The 17,232-nt window shown below is 41.5% G+C and carries 17 protein-coding genes; 8 read left to right on the top strand and 9 right to left on the bottom strand.

The window, feature by feature from the left end; genetic code table 11:
• Positions 1 to 425: 425 nt before the first annotated feature.
• The gene (locus C1A47_RS07815) at positions 426 to 896 is read left to right on the top strand and encodes a DUF2726 domain-containing protein (RefSeq protein WP_111894069.1); all 471 of its coding nucleotides are present in this window, start codon (positions 426 to 428) and stop codon (positions 894 to 896) included.
• 20 nt (positions 897 to 916) lie between these two features.
• On the opposite strand, the gene C1A47_RS07810 is transcribed toward C1A47_RS07815, so the two are convergent.
• The 5 genes from C1A47_RS07810 to mdtD all read right to left on the bottom strand — a co-directional run bounded on the left by C1A47_RS07810 (position 917) and on the right by mdtD (position 6,111).
• On the bottom strand, positions 917 to 1,270 hold the full coding sequence (locus C1A47_RS07810) for a RidA family protein (RefSeq protein ID WP_111894067.1): 354 nt from the start codon (positions 1,268 to 1,270) through the stop codon (positions 917 to 919).
• 4 nt (positions 1,271 to 1,274) lie between these two features.
• Positions 1,275 to 2,612 carry a shikimate transporter gene (gene shiA / locus C1A47_RS07805; RefSeq protein ID WP_111894065.1) on the bottom strand — a complete coding sequence of 446 codons (1,338 nt, stop codon included), beginning with the start codon at positions 2,610 to 2,612 and terminating at the stop codon, positions 1,275 to 1,277.
• A gap of 213 nt (positions 2,613 to 2,825) precedes the next feature.
• Entirely contained in the window at positions 2,826 to 3,899 is a 1,074-nt protein-coding gene (gene dinB / locus C1A47_RS07795; protein WP_264756265.1) for a DNA polymerase IV, read from the bottom strand.
• Positions 3,895 to 4,647, bottom strand: coding sequence for a GH25 family lysozyme (locus C1A47_RS07790; RefSeq protein ID WP_111894059.1), 753 nt, complete (start codon positions 4,645 to 4,647; stop codon positions 3,895 to 3,897). Before C1A47_RS07790 ends, dinB begins: the two co-directional genes overlap by 5 nt.
• Before the next feature lie 66 nt (positions 4,648 to 4,713).
• Positions 4,714 to 6,111 carry a multidrug transporter subunit MdtD gene (gene mdtD / locus C1A47_RS07785; protein WP_111894057.1) on the bottom strand — a complete coding sequence of 466 codons (1,398 nt, stop codon included), beginning with the start codon at positions 6,109 to 6,111 and terminating at the stop codon, positions 4,714 to 4,716.
• Positions 6,112 to 6,294: 183 nt separating this feature from the next.
• Here mdtD and C1A47_RS07780 point away from each other — a divergent pair, with 183 nt between their 5' ends.
• Entirely contained in the window at positions 6,295 to 6,951 is a 657-nt protein-coding gene (locus tag C1A47_RS07780; protein ID WP_111894055.1) for a glutathione S-transferase, read from the top strand.
• Between the two features lie 61 nt (positions 6,952 to 7,012).
• Positions 7,013 to 7,471 carry a DUF523 domain-containing protein gene (locus C1A47_RS07775; protein WP_111894053.1) on the top strand — a complete coding sequence of 153 codons (459 nt, stop codon included), beginning with the start codon at positions 7,013 to 7,015 and terminating at the stop codon, positions 7,469 to 7,471.
• Between the two features lie 9 nt (positions 7,472 to 7,480).
• Here the strand turns inward: C1A47_RS07775 and C1A47_RS07770 are convergent, their stop codons facing one another.
• Positions 7,481 to 8,716 carry a GGDEF domain-containing protein gene (locus tag C1A47_RS07770; protein ID WP_111894051.1) on the bottom strand — a complete coding sequence of 412 codons (1,236 nt, stop codon included), beginning with the start codon at positions 8,714 to 8,716 and terminating at the stop codon, positions 7,481 to 7,483.
• Positions 8,717 to 9,168: 452 nt separating this feature from the next.
• On the opposite strand from C1A47_RS07770, the gene C1A47_RS07765 reads away from it, so the two are divergent.
• Entirely contained in the window at positions 9,169 to 9,906 is a 738-nt protein-coding gene (locus C1A47_RS07765) for a TenA family transcriptional regulator (RefSeq protein WP_111894049.1), read from the top strand.
• Here C1A47_RS07765 and C1A47_RS07760 read toward each other — a convergent pair.
• On the bottom strand, positions 9,903 to 10,766 hold the full coding sequence (locus C1A47_RS07760; RefSeq protein WP_111894103.1) for an AraC family transcriptional regulator: 864 nt from the start codon (positions 10,764 to 10,766) through the stop codon (positions 9,903 to 9,905). The two genes, C1A47_RS07765 and C1A47_RS07760, sit on opposite strands and share 4 nt — an antisense overlap.
• A gap of 168 nt (positions 10,767 to 10,934) precedes the next feature.
• Here C1A47_RS07760 and C1A47_RS07755 point away from each other — a divergent pair, with 168 nt between their 5' ends.
• On the top strand, positions 10,935 to 11,837 hold the full coding sequence (locus C1A47_RS07755) for a DMT family transporter (RefSeq protein WP_111894047.1): 903 nt from the start codon (positions 10,935 to 10,937) through the stop codon (positions 11,835 to 11,837).
• Between the two features lie 22 nt (positions 11,838 to 11,859).
• Here C1A47_RS07755 and C1A47_RS07750 read toward each other — a convergent pair whose 3' ends face one another.
• Together C1A47_RS07750 and argS are read right to left on the bottom strand one after the other, a co-directional pair.
• The gene (locus tag C1A47_RS07750) at positions 11,860 to 12,453 is read right to left on the bottom strand and encodes an SPOR domain-containing protein (protein ID WP_111894045.1); all 594 of its coding nucleotides are present in this window, start codon (positions 12,451 to 12,453) and stop codon (positions 11,860 to 11,862) included.
• A gap of 17 nt (positions 12,454 to 12,470) precedes the next feature.
• Entirely contained in the window at positions 12,471 to 14,261 is a 1,791-nt protein-coding gene (gene argS / locus C1A47_RS07745) for an arginine--tRNA ligase (RefSeq protein WP_111894043.1), read from the bottom strand.
• Positions 14,262 to 14,432: 171 nt separating this feature from the next.
• Here argS and C1A47_RS07740 point away from each other — a divergent pair, with 171 nt between their 5' ends.
• From C1A47_RS07740 to C1A47_RS07730, 3 genes are all read left to right on the top strand, one after another.
• Complete coding sequence (locus C1A47_RS07740) at positions 14,433 to 14,690, top strand: type B 50S ribosomal protein L31 (RefSeq protein WP_111894041.1); 258 nt, start codon at positions 14,433 to 14,435, stop codon at positions 14,688 to 14,690.
• 238 nt (positions 14,691 to 14,928) lie between these two features.
• Positions 14,929 to 16,626, top strand: coding sequence for an NAD-dependent malic enzyme (locus C1A47_RS07735; protein WP_111894039.1), 1,698 nt, complete (start codon positions 14,929 to 14,931; stop codon positions 16,624 to 16,626).
• Between the two features lie 103 nt (positions 16,627 to 16,729).
• Positions 16,730 to 17,209, top strand: a complete 480-nt coding sequence (locus C1A47_RS07730) for a hypothetical protein (protein ID WP_111894037.1) — start codon at positions 16,730 to 16,732, stop codon at positions 17,207 to 17,209.
• The last annotated feature ends 23 nt before the right edge of the window (positions 17,210 to 17,232 follow it).

The following is a 17,232-nucleotide window of genomic DNA, read 5'->3' as shown; positions in this document are numbered from 1 at the left end:
AGAAGTGAAACCTCTTAGCGCTGATGGTAGTGTGGGGTTACCCATGTGAGAGTAAGTCATCGCCAGCTCATTATTCAAAGCACCCCAATCTCTATAGAGGTCGGGGTGCTTTTCTTTGCGGGGTATTTTTTCTTATAAAAATCCAATAATTTTAATTTTTTTAGAAGCTTTTAAGAAAATAGGATATAAAAGTTACAATAAAATATGATTCTTTAGTTATAAACAATCAAAAAAATTAAGTTCATGCTGTAGATTAGGTAGGTATTCGTAAGGTTGACGAATATATCAATAATTTATCATTATAAAACTATAGATTGTCAATGGCATTGTTTCTCTGAATGTCTTGATAAATTTAGGGATAAATAAGGAATTTGCAAAGGATTGCAGCTGATCAATAAATCAGATAATTATAAGGAAGGGATAGAATGATTGAACTCATTTCTCTAAGTATATTGAGTGTGTTGATTTTGGTGGTATTTGCTGTTCGATATAGAAATCGCAATACTGATCATCAACATTATGATAGTGCTTTAAAACAGCGTGCATTACTTAACTATAATGAGCAGATGATTTATCAACGCTTGTCTCAGTTGCTACCACAACATATTATTTTATCGAATGTGTCTTATAGCTCATTATTGACAAGTAAATATTCACATACACGTGCAAAATATCATAATATGATTGCTGATTTTGTGATTTTAAATGAAAAATTTCAAGTAGTTACGATTATTTCGTTAAGTGATTCGATGTTTACTCAACATCGTGATGATCGTTATGAAGATGCTTTATTAGAAATGGCTGGTTATCGAGTGCTGCGTTATGCAGGCATACCAGATTTGAAAAAATTGTCGCGTGATTTAAATATTCAGGAAAAAACGATGGCATTTGCGTAGGCAAATGCCAGTTTGAAAGCTTATGGTTTAACAGCAGTTACTGTCATTTCAACCAAAACTTCTGGAGCATACAGTTTAGACTCTACACAAGTACGTGCAGGTGCATGACCTGAAACAACCCATGCATCCCAAACTTCATTCATGGCTGCATAGTCTTGTTCGATATCTTTGAGAAAAATAATGACAGATAGAATATGGGTTTTATCTGTACCTGCATCAGCTAAAAAGCGGTCAATATTATCGAGGGTTTGTTGTGTTTGTGAGCGAATATCTTGGCTTGTATCATCTGCAAGTTGCCCAGCGAGATGGACTAAATTACCCGAAATTGCCACTTCACAAAAACGTGAGCTTACATGTAAACGTTCAACAGCCATAACTTTAATCTACAAGGGGAGAATTGACAGTTTTTGATGATACTTGACCCTTCATACATGCTGCAACAATTGAAGTTAATAAACAGCCCACAGTTAAATAGATCGCAACGAAAATCCAGTGCCCATGTGCAAGGAAGATGAGCCCAGTCGCAATAAATGGAGTAAAACCACCGCCAATAATACTGGCAAGCTGATAACCGACACCTGCACCGCTATAGCGATATTCTGTTCCAAACAATTCGGTAAAAATAGGCTGATGAACGCTGACTACCATGTCGTGTGCAAGATTGGCGAGAAGAATAGATAAAATCACTAACCAAAAAACAGATCCGTTTTGCAATGCCAAGAAGAATGGAAATGCGGCGGCTGCACCAATTAGACCACCAATAATACACATGCGGCGGCGACCAAAACGGTCTGCAAGCATGGCAAAAAATGGAATACTGACACAGCTAATCGCTCCGACCATTAAGGAAATGTTCAAGAATAACTGCGAAGACATGTGCAATTTTTCAGTTGAATAATTCAGGGCAAAGGTCGTGACCAAATACATTGAAAGCAATTCAGCTAAGCGTAATGCAATGATGTAGAAAAAACCTTTCGGATTGTGCTTAACCGCTTCAATAATTGGAAAGCGAGATATCTTTTCCTGAGGCTTAGGTTTGTGTTGTTGCTGTTGTTTGAATTCGGAAGATTCTTCTTGATCTGAACGAACCCATACAGCAAAAGCAACCAGGATCACGCTAGCGAGAAAAGGAATGCGCCAGCCCCAGTCACGAAAACCATCTTCACCGATAAATAAGGTGATCAGTGATACACAGCCAGATGCCAGCATTAAGCCCACGCCATAACCGATTTGAACACCACTACTATAAAAAGCCTTTTTAGTTGTTGGTGCATTTTCAACAGCCATGAGTGCTGCACCACCCCATTCACCGCCTACGGCAAAGCCTTGGATTGCACGTAACGTGACCAAGAGTACAGGTGCCCACCAACCAATTTGTGTAAAAGTTGGTAATAGTCCGATGAATACAGTTGCTCCACCCATGAGAAACACGGTCAAGAACAGCATTTTTTTTCGACCTAATTTGTCACCAAAATGCCCGAAGACTATACCACCGAGTGGTCGAAAGAGAAAACCAACTCCAAACGTGGCAAACGCAGCCAATGTACCCATGGTTGGGTCAATATTTGGAAAAAATTGTTGTTTAAATACTAATGCGGCAACAATGCCGTAAAGTAAAAAATCATACCAGTCCACAACTGCGCCAATAAAACTACTAAGAGCAGCTTTGCGAGCTCGTTTTTCTTGTGTGGTATGTAGAGAAGAACTAGAGGTCATTCAGAAGGAGTCCATGCCTAACAATCGGAGCGCCCTGCAATGCGCAAGATGATTAATCCGATGTATTACAGGGACGGCTGGTTAAAACCATGGATTAGTTTTAACCTTGCAATAGCTTCATGGATAAATGTAAGCGCGACTAGCTTAATCGAAAAATGCATGGCATGCGAGTATTTAGTGCATATATTTTCTATGAAGCAGAATTATTTTAAGTTATTCAATGTCTGACCAAAAAGAGAGTTGGGCTTTTTGCTCAATTTCTAAGAGTTGATAGACACCAACCCCAACCAAACGAAAGCGCAATTGAGGGGAAATATTCAGTTCTGTAATTAATAAGGCAATGGCTTGTTGTAGTTGTGCCAGATTTTCTAAGGGACTTTGGAAGCGTTTACTGTGTTGCAGCACATGAAAATCAGCTTGTTTGAGCTTTACTGTTACACCAAAGGCACTGAGCTGACGCTTTGCTAAACTTGCCCAGACTTTTTCAGCCAGTGCTGGCCATGCAGTTTGGCATTCCGTTAAATACAGATCCTGATCAAATGTGATTTCTTTAGAAATTTGCTGACGGACTCGGCTGGCTTCTACAGGTCGATTATCAATGCCTTGTGCATACAGGTGCAGTTGTTGCCCATATTTTCCAAAGTGCTGCTGTAAAACGTGCAATTCAATTTTTTGTAAATCGCCGAGTGTGTAAAGCTGTAATTGTTCGAGCTTGGCTTGAGTCACTTTACCTACCCCAGGGATTTTTTTTAAGGGAAGATCATAAATAAATTGCTGAACTTGCTGTGGTTTAATCACACAGAGTCCATTGGGTTTATACCAGTCCGATGCAATTTTGGCTAAAAATTTATTAGGTGCAACGCCTGCTGAAGCTGTCAGTTGAGTCTGTTGCCAGATTTGCTGTTGAATGGCTTGAGCCACAGCAGTTGCTGATGCCAGACCTTGTTTATTTTCGGTGACATCCAAATAGGCTTCATCTAAAGATAACGGTTCAATTAGATCGGTATATTGCTGGAAAATCTGCTGAATTTGGGTTGATACCTGTCGATATAGTTCAAAGCGAGGTTCTAGGACGATGACTTGTGGGCAGAGTTTACGGGCTTGTGCCATCGACATGGCAGAACGTAAGCCAAAACGTCGTGCAGGGTAGGAGGCAGTTGTGATGACCGCACGTGGATGATGTGATGCAACCACGACAGGGACATCGACTAAGTCGGGGCGTTCACGTAATTCAACTGAAGCATAAAAGGCATCCATGTCGATGTGAATGATTTTGCGCTGTTTAATGATGAATAATCCCTAAATAACGTAAATAACTTTGCCATTGTTCTGCTGAGCCTGCATAGGCGTTCAGATCGACAGATTGGCTAATTCCATTGATATGCCCTTTTTGAGTGTATTGCCAGAACATCCAGCCATGCTGGTCTTTGAGTTTTGGATAAGCCTCATCATAATCGCGAATCCAGAGTGCGGTATGAGGGATGTGTCCCATGAGTACAATATGATAAAAGGTCTTTGAGGTATATATAATGGGGGCTTTACCATAATGCTGATGCAAGATTTGCTGCATCACCTGAATTTGTTTCAGGAGTTGTTCTTGATTTGAATTTTGGATGCAATTGGCATCGTATTCCAAGTCAATCACAGGGGCTAGGGCATCAGCTTTATTGGGCACTGTGGCAATAAAATTGGCGGCCTGAATTTTTGCTTCACGGCATAAACGATAATAATGATAAGCGCCCACATGTAAGCCCTGCTCACGCGCTTTTAACCAATTTTGCTGAAAACTCGGGTCTTGGTAGTCGCCACCTTCGGTGGCTTTTAAATATACAAATTGATATTTATGCGGTGATATTTTTTTCCAGTCGATATTGCCTTGATGATGAGAGACATCAAAGCCTTGCACAGGATGATCTTGCGCTTCTACAGGCTGGTTCTGGAATAGAATCAGGCTAATCAAGCACAGGATTAAGACTACAAGGGTCGCAGTTAAAGTTCGGACAAGGTGCAAATGGCTTTTGCAGGCAGCTTTCATGATCCAGCAGATATGTAAGGTTAAGTCTCTATTTTAAGAAAACTGCGCCTGAAAACCTATTTAAACTTATGATTGATTTTCTTTTGGAATCTTCCAAAAAACCAGCATGGTGATCACATTGATGATACCTAGCGTAATGAGCGTGTAATCAAAAGCTTGGGCGGTTGAAAAGTGAAAAGTCGCACCCTGATAGAAATTAATCAGCGTCCCTGTCAGTGCAATCCCGATACTCATGGAGAGCATCATGATCATTGACAAGAAACTGTTGCCGCTACTGGCATGCTGAGAGGGTAAATCCTTCAACGTGTAAGTGTTCATCGACACAAACTGGATCGAGTTGAGTGTACCAAACAGAAAGAAATGTAGTGCACGTAGCCATTCTGGTGTCGTTGCTGTGGTCAAGGTAAAGCTCATCACACACAGTCCAACGGCAACCGTGTTGATCAGCAGAACATTACGATAACCAAAATGCTGAATTAGAGGGCGGACAATCGGCTTAGAAAATAAAGAACCGAGAACCAGCGGAATCATCATCAAGCCTGTTTCAAAGGGGCTAAATTGAAACACCACTTGTAAGAGTAAAGGCAATATAAATGGAATGGCATTCCCTGCAAAACGCGCAAAGAAATTCCCTAAAATGCCAATCACATAGAACTCATGTCGGAATAAATCACTACGAAACAGTGCATGTTGCTGGTTATATGCATGATGTGCATATAAAGTGCTGGCGATCAGACCAGCAGCCAAAAGTAGATAGGCAATCAAATGCGATGAGGCTTCAACTGAAAATGAATCAATCCCCAAGGTGAGTCCAACCATTGCTACAATCAGCATGAGTACGCCTGAAATATCAAAACGTTTGACATTCGCTTCGACAATATTCGGTAAAGCTTTTAACGTGACTAAAACGCCCAATATTCCCATAGGAATATTGAGTAAGAAAATCCAGTGCCAACTGGCAACTTCCACTAGCCATCCACCAAGTGTTGGGCCAATCAGTGGGCCAACTAACCCTGCAAGGCTCATGAGGTTAATCGCAGATAAAAACTGGTCGCGTGGAATGATTCTAAGCAAAGACAGGCGTCCAACAGGCAACAATAAAGCCCCACCCATTCCTTGTAAGACACGGAAAAAAATCAGGAGTTCTAAAGAGTTGGACAAGCCACAACCCAGTGACGCCAGTGTAAAAATAATAATGGCACTGAGATAGACAACACGCAGACCAAAACGATCCGCTAGCCAGCCACTTAAAGGAATGCAGGTTGCAACGGAGAGCACATAAGCCACGACAACCCCATGCATATGTAGAGGATCTTCTCGCAAGTGCTGTGCCATGGCTGGGAGTGCCGTATTGACAATGGTTGTATCGAGAGCTTGCATGAAAAACCCAATAGACACCAAAAGAACCAATAAGCGGTATTTGGGTTCGAGAGCTTGATACTTAGGCGAATTTTGAGATTCCATGCAGGTAAAACCTTATAAAAAGTCAGGAATTTATCGAAATGTGATAATTGCTATTGTAACAGGAGTGTCATCAGCATTTAAGTTGTAGTTGTATTGCATCGAAATTCTAGGTTATAACAAACCCTAGTGATCATATATTGATCTATGAAGATGACGGGAAGCCACACTCTGGAGGTCGCTTTCATGATGATTCTGCACTATTTACAGTACTCACGAGCCTTTCGTATTTTATGGGCTTTAGAAGAGTTACATTTGCAAAATTACCAAATTCGCTTTTATAAGCGTCAGCCGAATCTCGCGGCGCCTGAAGAACTCAAGATTGTTCATCCGCTAGGAAAATCCCCAGTTTTGCAGGATGGTCAGCAAGTGCTTGCAGAGTCGGCTGTGATTTTGGAAATGTTACAGCAGCGTTATGACCAGGAGGGTCAATTCAAGCCCAAACCTGAAGATCAGGAACATGCTTATCAGTATTTATACTGGATGCATTATGCTGAAGGCTCACTGATGCCACTGCTGGTGTTTCAACTGGTGATGAGTAATATGCCTTGCCATATGCCATTATTGATTCGGCCAATTGCGAAAAAAGTCTGCAATGGTGTCAAGACGGGTTTTTTACAGCCTCGTCTCAAGGATCATGTTCTGTATATTGAAAACTATTTGGCAAGACATGATTATTTTGCTGGAGAATTCTCTTTTGCTGACATTCAAATGAGTTTTCCACTTCAGGCATTATCTAAACGTGTTCCACTCGATATTCCCAACATTCGTGCATTTCTGTCACGTATTCAGCAGCGTGAAGCCTTTCAGCGTGCACAGGAAATTGATGGGCATTATCAATAGTACTTAGGGTTAAATGTAAAAAGCGCTATGCTTATCTTTTTCCTTGTAGGCGTGTTGAATCATGATCCTAGTCAGCGCATGTTTGGCAGGTAAACCTGTTAGATATGATGGAACAGACTGTTTACATCTCAAAGTTCAGCAGCTGATTCATCAACACAAAGCCATTGCGATTTGTCCAGAGTTGCTTGCAGGCTTAGCCACGCCACGACCACCCGCTGAAATTATTGGCGGAGATGGCTACAGTGTTTTGGCAGGTACAGCACAGGTCATTGAGCAGTCAGGGCGTGATGTCACTGAGCAATATATTCAAGGCGCTTATTCCACGCTGGCGATTGCTCAGAAATATCAGGCAACTCATGTGGTATTAAAAGAAAATAGTCCATCTTGTGGTAGTCAACAGATTTATGATGGTTCATTCTTTGGAATTAAAATGGATGGGGTAGGAGTGACGACAGCGTTGTTACGTCAACACGGTATTTTAGTGCTGTCAGAAAAACAATTATTACAGATGGCGGAATAGCGGAAGATACTATTCGGCGATTGCCAGAGGTGGTCGATGACTGGTTGCAATTTGATATTGATCACGTCCACGATGTTTGGCTAGGTAAAGTGCATGGTCTGCCATACCCACCAGCTCAGAAACGGTTTCCCCATATAAAGGAATGGTTGTTGCAACACCCATGCTCAGCGTGACATAAGACGAAATTGAGCTAGAGGGATGTGGTAAGGCCAGTTGATGGACTTTCTTCATTAATTCTTCCGCACGTGCTTGGGCCTCTTTTTCATCTGTTTGAGGAAATAGCAGTAAAAACTCTTCACCACCATAACGGGCAATTACAGCATCAGAGTGTTTAGCTTTAGCGCAGCTCAGCATAAAGGCAATCCGTTTTAAGCATTCATCGCCTTGGATGTGTCCCAGTGAGTCGTTATACAATTTAAAATAATCAATATCGATCATCATGATGGTCAGTGGCATTGAACAATGGATCGCACGTTGCCATTCTTTTTCTAAAATTTCATCGAGATAGCGGCGATTGGCCAAGCCAGTCAGTGAATCAATTTGTGAGAGCTTTGAGAGTTGCTGAGCTTGTTGTACCAACTCAAGGTGGTTATGTTCGATAATACAGTTTTTTAGAAAATTTTCGCGGTGTTGCCGATCAATGAAGTAGGCCAAAGACATGCCTAAAAAACTGCTAAAGGTATATGTGCGGTTGAGCAGCGTCCAGTCAATCATGGCATTCATATGATTACTGATAATCAGCCCAAGCAACCCACCTAACCAACCTGCCAGTAAAGCGGTATAAAAGCGTAGACCGACAAAGGCATAAATAATAATCACTGCATACATCATGGCAGTATGAAATAGAACTGTATTTTGGACTTGCTGTAAGCCATTGACTAAAATGAAACTAATGGTAACGGAAAGGGTTGAACCAATTGAAGCGTAATAATCAAACCAAGAATTGAGCTTTTTAATAAAAGAGCTAATCCAAGCTATAAAAATAATGATCCCTACCCAGCCATATAATAATGCCCAAGCCATAACTTGACTGTCTGGTAAAACTTCATAAATACCCAAAGAAAGATAAAGATATAAAATTAAGATAATAAAACCACGATAACGAAACTCATAAGCGGCTTCGTTACAATAGCGTTCTCTGTATAGGCGTTCGAATCTTTTAGGAAACCACAGAAAATTTAACCGAGTTTTTTTGAGTAAATCGACTTGTTTCCGACCAAGGATACTAGAACCCTGTAAGTTCATAGCTTCATCTCACTCTTCTAAGAATCTATATTTTTAGTTTCTTCTATGGTTTATATAATATCTTCTATGAAATGAAAATTATAACGCGATTTTAAAATTGTATATAAAAATTTCGTTATAATATTATATTTTATGAATTTTTTAGACTGATAATAATTATCCTTAATGCTATATGGTGCTGCATGATAATAAATGATATTTAGAATTTTAAGTGTAAAATTCATGTAAAAAGTAAATATTATTCGTGAAATATAATGTAATGTTTAATGGAAATAAAGAGAGTAAATCTATCATTATGTATTTATTAACATAAATACATAATTCAAATTCTATATTTTATTTAAATCAATAGAACAGTAGTTTTTGTCTAATAAATCAATAAATCTAATTGATTATTCTAGAATAATATTGTATTAAAAATAAAAGTGTGGATTATAAATAGGAATAGGGTAATGACGATTTTAAAAAATGAATTTAGCCTAGAAATCACACCACATAGTGAATGGGCCCAAAAATTTTGGGATGATTTAATTCCCGCAAAAGAACGAGTCAGCCAGCATCCATTATTTCTGGGTATGGCAAATGGAACGCTCAAATTAGAATGTTTTCGTGCTGCGTTATTAAACTTCTATCCACTCGTGGCACAGTTTCCTTCTTATATGGCACTTGCCTTGTCTAAGGCGATTCATTTTCAAGAGCAGGGGGTCGTGGAGAGTCGGGATTGGTTAATTCAGAACATTAAAGTCGAAGAGCGCCATTTGGCTTGGTATCGGGATTGGGCTGGTGGTTTTGGCTTAAGCATTGATCAACTTGATACAGTGACTCCACCACCTGCAATGAATGCTGTCAATCATTTCCTGTGGAGTGTGAATTACCGCAGTAGTCTGGCTGAGTGCTTGGCAGCGACCAATTTGGCGATTGAGTGGGCAACAGGGGATTGGTCTTTGCATGTTTATAAGGGAATTCGTGGTTACGAGAATCATCCAGAGGTTCAGATTAACAAGCGATCACTGGCGTGGTTACGTGCACATGCCCATTATGATGATTTGCATCCATATGAAGCTATGGAGCTGATTAAACGCTTATGTGATGGCAAGCCTGAGCTGCAACTCAAAGCCTTTAACGCGGCACGTGAAGGTCTAGAATATTATGCGTTGGCACTGGATGAATGCTATAAATTGCAGGCTTAGCAAGAGCCGCGAAGTTGAGAAGGTGTACAGCCAAAATGCTGTTTAAAGCGATTGCTAAAATGGCTGGCAGAGCTGAAACCACACTGAAAGGCAACTTCAGTCAAGTTAAATGTTGAGTGCTGAATCAGCTGATGTGCCCGCATCAAGCGTTGTTGCAAGATATATTGATGCGGTGCTTGTTGCATGGAATGCCGAAACATATGGGCAAAATGGTAGTCGCTTAAATGCGCTTGCGCTGCCAAATCTGAAATGGTTAGTGGTAAGTGTAAATTTGCCTCAATCCACTCTAACAGTAAACGCAAGGTGGCAGGTGCAAGTCCGCCTTTGACGTGCGGCATGTTCCATACAATATTGCTGTAGTTGCGAAGTATATGATTGAGCAATAAAGTCGCCGTGGTCGAGAGTTGCAGTAAATTTTCGGACTGTTGCCAATCGCAATTGAGTAAAAAATGCCGATATAACAAAGTGATCTGAGGATCAACTGCGAAGGTTTTTTCATCTAACAGGATGGTATTGGGCTCTTTGTCCCAAACATTGGTCGCCAAATCTCGTAGATGCTGGTCAGTATAATATAAATGCACAAAACTCAGCTCTCCGCGAATGTCCCATTCTGATGCTTGATGCTGTGGCATTAAGCAAAAATGATCTGGCCCGCCCCCATTATGCCAATTCAAGCCCCGTTTTTGATAACTTTCATAGCCTCCCTGAATATATAAACTCAGGGTATGGTGATCGCTACAGACTCCAATACGATCATGTTGGTTATACCAAGAGGCCAATTGCATGCCAGAACCCAGCTGCGTATGGTCAAGCAACTGTGCTTTATGCTTTTGAAGCTGTTGAAGGGTCTGATAGGTCATCTGCATCATTACGTGACAATACCATGGACAGTATAGTCTAGCTGTTTTTTAAACAGTCTTTGCAGATTTTCTAAAAAAACCGCAAGTTTGTGCAAGTCGATCCCGAGTTTATACAAGTTTATTTTTCAGCTGCTCTCCATACTAGCCTATGAAAAAAGGAGAACATCAGTGAACTTGTTTTTATATGCTTTGGTGGTGCTGATTTGGGGCACAACATGGATTGCCATTACTGCTCAGTCCAATTTCGTTGATCCTGTCGTTGCTGTCTTCTGGCGCTTTCTTGTGGCTGCGAGTTGTTTAGTGTTTGGCTTGTTAATCACCCGCCGTTTACGCCGTTTCTCTGTTAAAGATCATTTATTTTTTGCTGTTCAGGGTTTGTGTGTTTTTGGGTTAAATTTTTTATGTTTCTATCATGCGATTGCTTATATTAACAGTGGCTTAGAATCCGTTATTTTTTCGATGGCGGTACTTTTTAATACCCTGAATAGTCGTCTGTTTTTTGGTCAAAAAATCTCTCCTCAGTTTTTCCCTGCGGTCACATTGGGCTTTATGGGAATGTTTTTATTGTTCTGGCAAGACTTGAGCAGCACTCACTTACAAACCGAGACGTTACTTGGTATCGGTCTATGTATGCTTGGAACTTACGGTTTTTCTTTAGGAAATATGATCAGCGCACGCCATCAGAAACGAGGACTAGATGTCTTAAGTACCAATGCTTATGCCATGAGTTATGGGACTTTATGGATGGGCGGGTTTGCTGCGATGACAGGCATGCAGTTTTTACCTGTTTGGAACTGGCAATTTATTGTGGCCGTAGGTTATTTGGCAATTTTTGGTTCAGTCGTTGGTTTTACAGCTTATTTTATTTTAGTTGGACGGATCGGAGCAGGGCAGGCGGCTTATAGTACTTTGCTGTTTCCTCTGGTCGCTTTGAGTATTTCTACGATTTGGGAAAACTATCACTGGAGTTTGAGTGCGGTGATCGGAGTAATGTGTATATTACTGGGGAATCTGGTGTTTTTCTTAGGCCCGAAATTGCGCAATTTAGCCATAAAAAAAGCGATCAGTTGATCGCTTTTTAAAGTTTGGTGGCTTAGTGCTTCACAATGATCGAATCAATTCCGCTATTTTGCAGTGTTTGCTGTGCAGCAATCGCATCATTTTGATTGGTAAAAGGCCCTGAAATCACACGATACCAAGTTTTACCCTTTTCCACACTGACAATAACATCCGCAGGCAATTTGTTCATCAGAATTTCTGAACGTTTGGCATCTGCACTGTCAGGATCGGTAAAGCTTTTCACCTGTAAAATATAACTGGTTTGAGCTGCTGCTGTTGGCTCAGAGGCTGTACTACTGCTTACACTTGGTTGTGGTGCAGGTGCTTCAACAATGACACCCACTTCTTTTGAAGGCGTTACAGGTACGGCTTGCTCAGGAATCGGTGTCACCTGTTGTTTAGGTAACTGATCATAAAAACGGTAGTCTTTATTGGTCTCTTCCTGTGGCTGCCCAGTCGGAATATCAGTATGTGGTTGTACGGGTGCCCACGGCTTCCACAGCATTAATGCAACCGCTGCGCTCAGTACCATTAAAATCAAAATTAAGGTACCAAACCACTTGGGAATGAATGACTGTTTTGGCTGTTTAGGGCGCTCGGAAACGCCGCGTTGTATTTTACCCCACACGTAGGAACCCTCTTAACTTACATCGCTGTTGGTGCAGATACGCCAAGCAATTCTAAACCATTGCGTAAAACTTGTTGTACGTTTACTGAAAGTAATAAACGAGCTTGCGTTAGGGCAGCATCTTCACTCAATACTTTATGCTCGTTGTACCAGCCATGGAACAATGCTGCAAGTTCTTTCAAGTAGTTACCGACTTGGTGTGGTTCATAGGCATTGGCTGCACGGTTAATAATGTCTGGGTAAGCTGCAAGTTTTGCCAAGATTTCAGTTTCAGCATCAAGGCTTAATTGTTCAGCAAACTGGCGTGCCGCTACTGCATCAAATGCAAGGCCTGTATCTTTGGCTTTTTCAAGCATACGGCAGATACGGGCATGTGCGTATTGAATATAATACACAGCGTTGTCTTTACTTTGAGAAACTGCAAGGTCAAGGTCAAAGTCAATGTGCTGTTCGCTCTTACGCATCACGTAATAGAAACGCGCTGCATCGTTGCCCACTTCTTCACGCAATTCACGTAAAGTCACGAACTGACCTGAACGAGAGGACATTTGTACCATCTCACCGCCACGCCACAAGCTGACGAACTGAACCAAAAGTACAGTCAGTTTGCTTGAGTCATAACCCATCGCATCAATTGCCGCTTTTACGCGGGCAATATAACCGTGGTGGTCTGAACCCCAAATATCCACAATATGCGTATAACCACGTTGTAATTTGTTGAGGTGGTAAGCAATGTCCGATGCAAAGTAAGTGGTTTGACCGTTGCGACGTTTCACTACACGGTCTTTTTCGTCGCCAAATTCTGTTGATTTAAACCAGATGTTACCGTCTTGTTCGTACAAGAAACCACGTTGATCAAGGGTTGCTAACGCTTCATCAATTTTTTCAGTCAGGCTAGCTTCGCTGAACCATTGGTTGAAGGTGACACCGAACTCACCAAGGTCATCTTTAATGTCTGCTAAGATGGCTTTCAGTGCAGCTTGATGGAAAACGCGATAGCCTTCACCAAGGAGTTGTTGTGAGTTGGCAATCAAACCATCGATATGTTTTTCTTTGTCACCTGAAACAACGACTTTGTTGCCATCTGCATCAAGCTCATCGGCATATTGAACATCTTCAGGCACATCTTTATAGACATCTGCAACAGGGCGGACATGTGCATCGCTATCTTTTTCAATAATGCTTTGCGCGATTTCTTTAACATAGTCGCCTTGGTAAGCATTTTTTGGGAAGACAAGGCTTTGGCCTTTTAATTCTAAATAACGTAAATACGTTGAAGTCGCCAAAATGTCCATCTGACGACCTGCGTCGTTAACGTAGTATTCGCGGTCAACCACAGCGCCAGTCGTTTCAAGTAAATTCGCAACGGTCATACCGTAAGCTGCACCACGACCATGACCGACATGTAGGCTAGAAGTTGGGTTAGCTGATACAAATTCAACCTGGATGCGTTGTCCAACATTGCTTTGAGTGCGACCAAACTGCTGGTTTTGTTGTTGAATTTGATCAAGCACAGTAAAACGTTGGTCTGCATTTAAAAAGAAGTTAATGAATCCTGGGCCAGCGATTTCAGCTTTACTGATATCGGCAACTTCAGGCAAATTTGCCAAGATTTGTTCTGCAAGATCGCGTGGTTTTAAGCCTGCAGCTTTCGCAGCGGTCATGGCAACATTTGAGGCAAAATCACCGTGGCTTCGATCTTTGGTTCGCGTTAAGGTGCTGTTGTTTTTCCAGTCAGATGGAATAACACCCTGTTGTTGAAGGGACTGAACTGCATGATCAAGAGCTGCTTGGATTGCCGTATTCATAATGGTTAGAAAAAATGTCGCGGAAAAACGCTAAATATAGCAAATTTTGTACGTTCTAGGGAAAGACTATTTCTGTCGATTTTGTGCATGAGCACACGGATTTTTTGACGAAGATGAAAAAAATCGGATAGAATATTGTTATGTTATAACGTAATTATATTGGAGTGTGTTATGAAAAAAGAAATTCATCCTGATTATCAACAAGTTTTGTTTCACGATACCAACGCGGATACCTACTTCTTAATTGGTTCAACCTTAAAGCCGAGCCAAAGCAAAGCGTATCAAGGGCAGATTTATCCTTACGTCACGCTGGATATTTCCAGTGCTTCACATCCGTTTTATACAGGTGAAGTCCGTCAGGCCAGCAACGAAGGGCGTGTGGCCAACTTTAATCGTAAATTTGCACGCTTTGCCAAAAAGAAAGCGTAAAGTAGTAGTTGGAAACCTCTCATTTTCTCTTGCAGAATTTCGTGAAAATTCTGCAAGAATCCTTAAAAAGGATTCAAGACCAACCAGATTACTCAGAATAATTCAATCTCGAAATAAGTCCCATACCATTATAAATTTGCTAAATACCCATTTTTATCAAAAAAGGCTTAAGCTATTCAGGTATTTTGAAAAGCTAAACTTCACAATCGTGTGGTTTTAGTCAAAGATGAGACTAAACATGACCTCTGCTACGCAAAAAAAGCACCCACTTTATATCCCTTATGCTGGAAATACCTTATTAGAATTGCCTTTATTGAACAAAGGTTCTGCATTTAGCGAAGACGAACGGACTCGTTTTAACCTACATGGCTTAATTCCCCATGTTATTGAAACTATTGAAGAACAAAGCCAACGCTCATATCAACAGTACTCTGCATTCCACGATGCGATCAATAAGCACATTTATTTACGGAATATCCAAGACACCAACGAAACCCTGTTTTTCCGCCTGATTGAAGATCATTTGGCGGAAATGATGCCGATTATTTATACACCAACGGTTGGTGAAGCTTGCCAACAGTTCTCTGATATTTACCGCCGTCACCGTGGCGTATTTATTTCTTATCCTGACCGTGAACACATTGACGACATTTTGCAAAACGTGAACCGTAAAAATGTCAAAGTGATTGTGATCACCGATGGCGAACGTATCCTTGGCCTTGGCGATCAAGGTATTGGAGGTATGGGCATTCCAATCGGAAAATTATCGCTGTACACAGCGTGTGGTGGGATCAGTCCTGCTTATACATTGCCAATTACCATTGATGTCGGCACCAACAACCAGCAGTTACTGAATGACCCGATTTACATGGGATGGCGTCAACCGCGTATCAGCGGTGATGAATATTACAGTTTTGTTGATGAAGTGATTCGTGGTATTCGCCGTCGCTGGCCAAAAGCCTTGATTCAGTTTGAAGACTTTGCACAGAAAAATGCGATGCCTTTACTGAACAAATACCGTGATGAAATCTGCTGTTTCAATGATGATATTCAGGGAACGGCTGCAGTATCTGTAGGGAGCTTGATTGCAGCGAGTCGTGCGGCAGGCAAGCAGTTAAAAGATCAGCGTATTGCTTTCTTGGGTGCAGGTTCAGCAGGTTGTGGTATTGCTGAGCAGATCGTGGCGCAAATGGTGGCAGAAGGTCTGACTGATGCTGAAGCACGCAAGCAAGTATTTATGGTTGATCGTTTTGGTTTAATCACTGAAAATCAGCCGAACTTGCTGGACTTCCAGCGTAAATTGGCACAGCAACCTGAAGCCGTTGCAAGCTGGGCACAAGCCGATGAAATGATTTCATTGCTTGATGTGGTGAAACATGCCAAACCAACCGTGTTGATTGGGGTATCGGGTCAGCCAGGTTTATTTACCGAAGAAATTATTCGGACTTTGGCTGAAAACTGTGAACGTCCGATTGTACTGCCATTGTCGAATCCAACTTCGCGTGTAGAAGCTGTACCTGCTGATGTCTTGAACTGGACAGACGGTAAAGCGCTCATTGCAACAGGTAGTCCGTTTGCACCTGTAAATTATCAAGGCAAGCTGTATAACATTTGCCAGTGCAATAACTCATACATTTTCCCAGGTATTGGTTTGGGCGTGATTGCAGCCAGTGCAACTCGCGTGACGGACAGCATGTTGATGGCGTCGAGCAATGCTTTGGCAGACTGTTCACCAATGTTGCAAGATCCAAATGCAGACTTGTTACCTGAAATTGATGACATTCAAAAAGTGTCACGTGTGATTGCGTTTAAAGTGGCAAAAGCAGCGATGGATGCAGGCGTAGCTCCTGTGATTAGTGATGAATTGCTCATGGAAAATATTGAGAAGAATTTCTGGAAACCAGAATACCGTCAATATAAACGTGTTCCATTCTAAGTTGTAAGATGAAAAAAATACCCTGCAAATGCAGGGTGTTTTTTTGGGAATCTGTGGCGTTATAATAAAGAAAATAGATTAATAATTAACCATGGTGAAGCCGATGAATCAAAATATAGAAAACCGTAATGCGGGTTGGATGTGGATTGCTTTCGGACTTGTTTTAGTGGTGGTTTTTTTTGGTTTTATGCTGCTGTCGATGCATAACACGTATCGTGGTGGATATGGCATGGGATGGGGTTCAGGTTCAAGAGCAGGTTACTGGAATCATATGCCCATGTATGGCGGTTATGCCAGAAATCATTGGGGCAATATGCCGATGTACGATGATGAATCTACGGAGCAAAATATTGCGAGTATGCCAATGTATAGTGGGCAGTCTTGGTCGGATATGCCGATGTACAATAGTCGCTATGCAGGGCATGATTGGTCAGATATGCCGATGTACAATGGGCGTTATGCGGGACGAAACTGGTCGGATATGCCGATGTACGATGGTCGCTATGCAGGGCATGATTGGTCAGAGATGCCAATGTACAACATCTTGAATCATCCAGAAAATACAACTCAGTCTAATAAATAATGGTCTGTGTAATGCAATTCTCC

The sequence above is a fragment of the Acinetobacter sp. MB5 genome (genome assembly GCF_003261585.1).
Taxonomy (GTDB): Bacteria; Pseudomonadota; Gammaproteobacteria; order Pseudomonadales; family Moraxellaceae; genus Acinetobacter.
The sequence above is the reverse complement of the archived record's forward strand: the minus strand, read 5'-3'. Positions and strand labels throughout refer to the sequence as shown.

What these genes read in the sequence shown, in the direction of transcription:
- C1A47_RS07815 (WP_111894069.1), top strand. Translation starts at nt 426, where the DNA reads ATGATTGAACTCATTTCTCTAAGTATATTGAGTGTGTTGATTTTGGTG.
- C1A47_RS07810 (WP_111894067.1), bottom strand. Translation starts at nt 1,270, where the DNA reads ATGGCTGTTGAACGTTTACATGTAAGCTCACGTTTTTGTGAAGTGGCA.
- shiA (WP_111894065.1), bottom strand. Translation starts at nt 2,612, where the DNA reads ATGACCTCTAGTTCTTCTCTACATACCACACAAGAAAAACGAGCTCGC.
- C1A47_RS07790 (WP_111894059.1), bottom strand. Translation starts at nt 4,647, where the DNA reads ATGAAAGCTGCCTGCAAAAGCCATTTGCACCTTGTCCGAACTTTAACT.
- mdtD (WP_111894057.1), bottom strand. Translation starts at nt 6,111, where the DNA reads ATGGAATCTCAAAATTCGCCTAAGTATCAAGCTCTCGAACCCAAATAC.
- C1A47_RS07780 (WP_111894055.1), top strand. Translation starts at nt 6,295, where the DNA reads ATGATGATTCTGCACTATTTACAGTACTCACGAGCCTTTCGTATTTTA.
- C1A47_RS07775 (WP_111894053.1), top strand. Translation starts at nt 7,013, where the DNA reads ATGATCCTAGTCAGCGCATGTTTGGCAGGTAAACCTGTTAGATATGAT.
- C1A47_RS07770 (WP_111894051.1), bottom strand. Translation starts at nt 8,716, where the DNA reads ATGAACTTACAGGGTTCTAGTATCCTTGGTCGGAAACAAGTCGATTTA.
- C1A47_RS07765 (WP_111894049.1), top strand. Translation starts at nt 9,169, where the DNA reads ATGACGATTTTAAAAAATGAATTTAGCCTAGAAATCACACCACATAGT.
- C1A47_RS07760 (WP_111894103.1), bottom strand. Translation starts at nt 10,766, where the DNA reads ATGACCTATCAGACCCTTCAACAGCTTCAAAAGCATAAAGCACAGTTG.
- argS (WP_111894043.1), bottom strand. Translation starts at nt 14,261, where the DNA reads ATGAATACGGCAATCCAAGCAGCTCTTGATCATGCAGTTCAGTCCCTT.
- C1A47_RS07740 (WP_111894041.1), top strand. Translation starts at nt 14,433, where the DNA reads ATGAAAAAAGAAATTCATCCTGATTATCAACAAGTTTTGTTTCACGAT.
- C1A47_RS07735 (WP_111894039.1), top strand. Translation starts at nt 14,929, where the DNA reads ATGACCTCTGCTACGCAAAAAAAGCACCCACTTTATATCCCTTATGCT.
- C1A47_RS07730 (WP_111894037.1), top strand. Translation starts at nt 16,730, where the DNA reads ATGAATCAAAATATAGAAAACCGTAATGCGGGTTGGATGTGGATTGCT.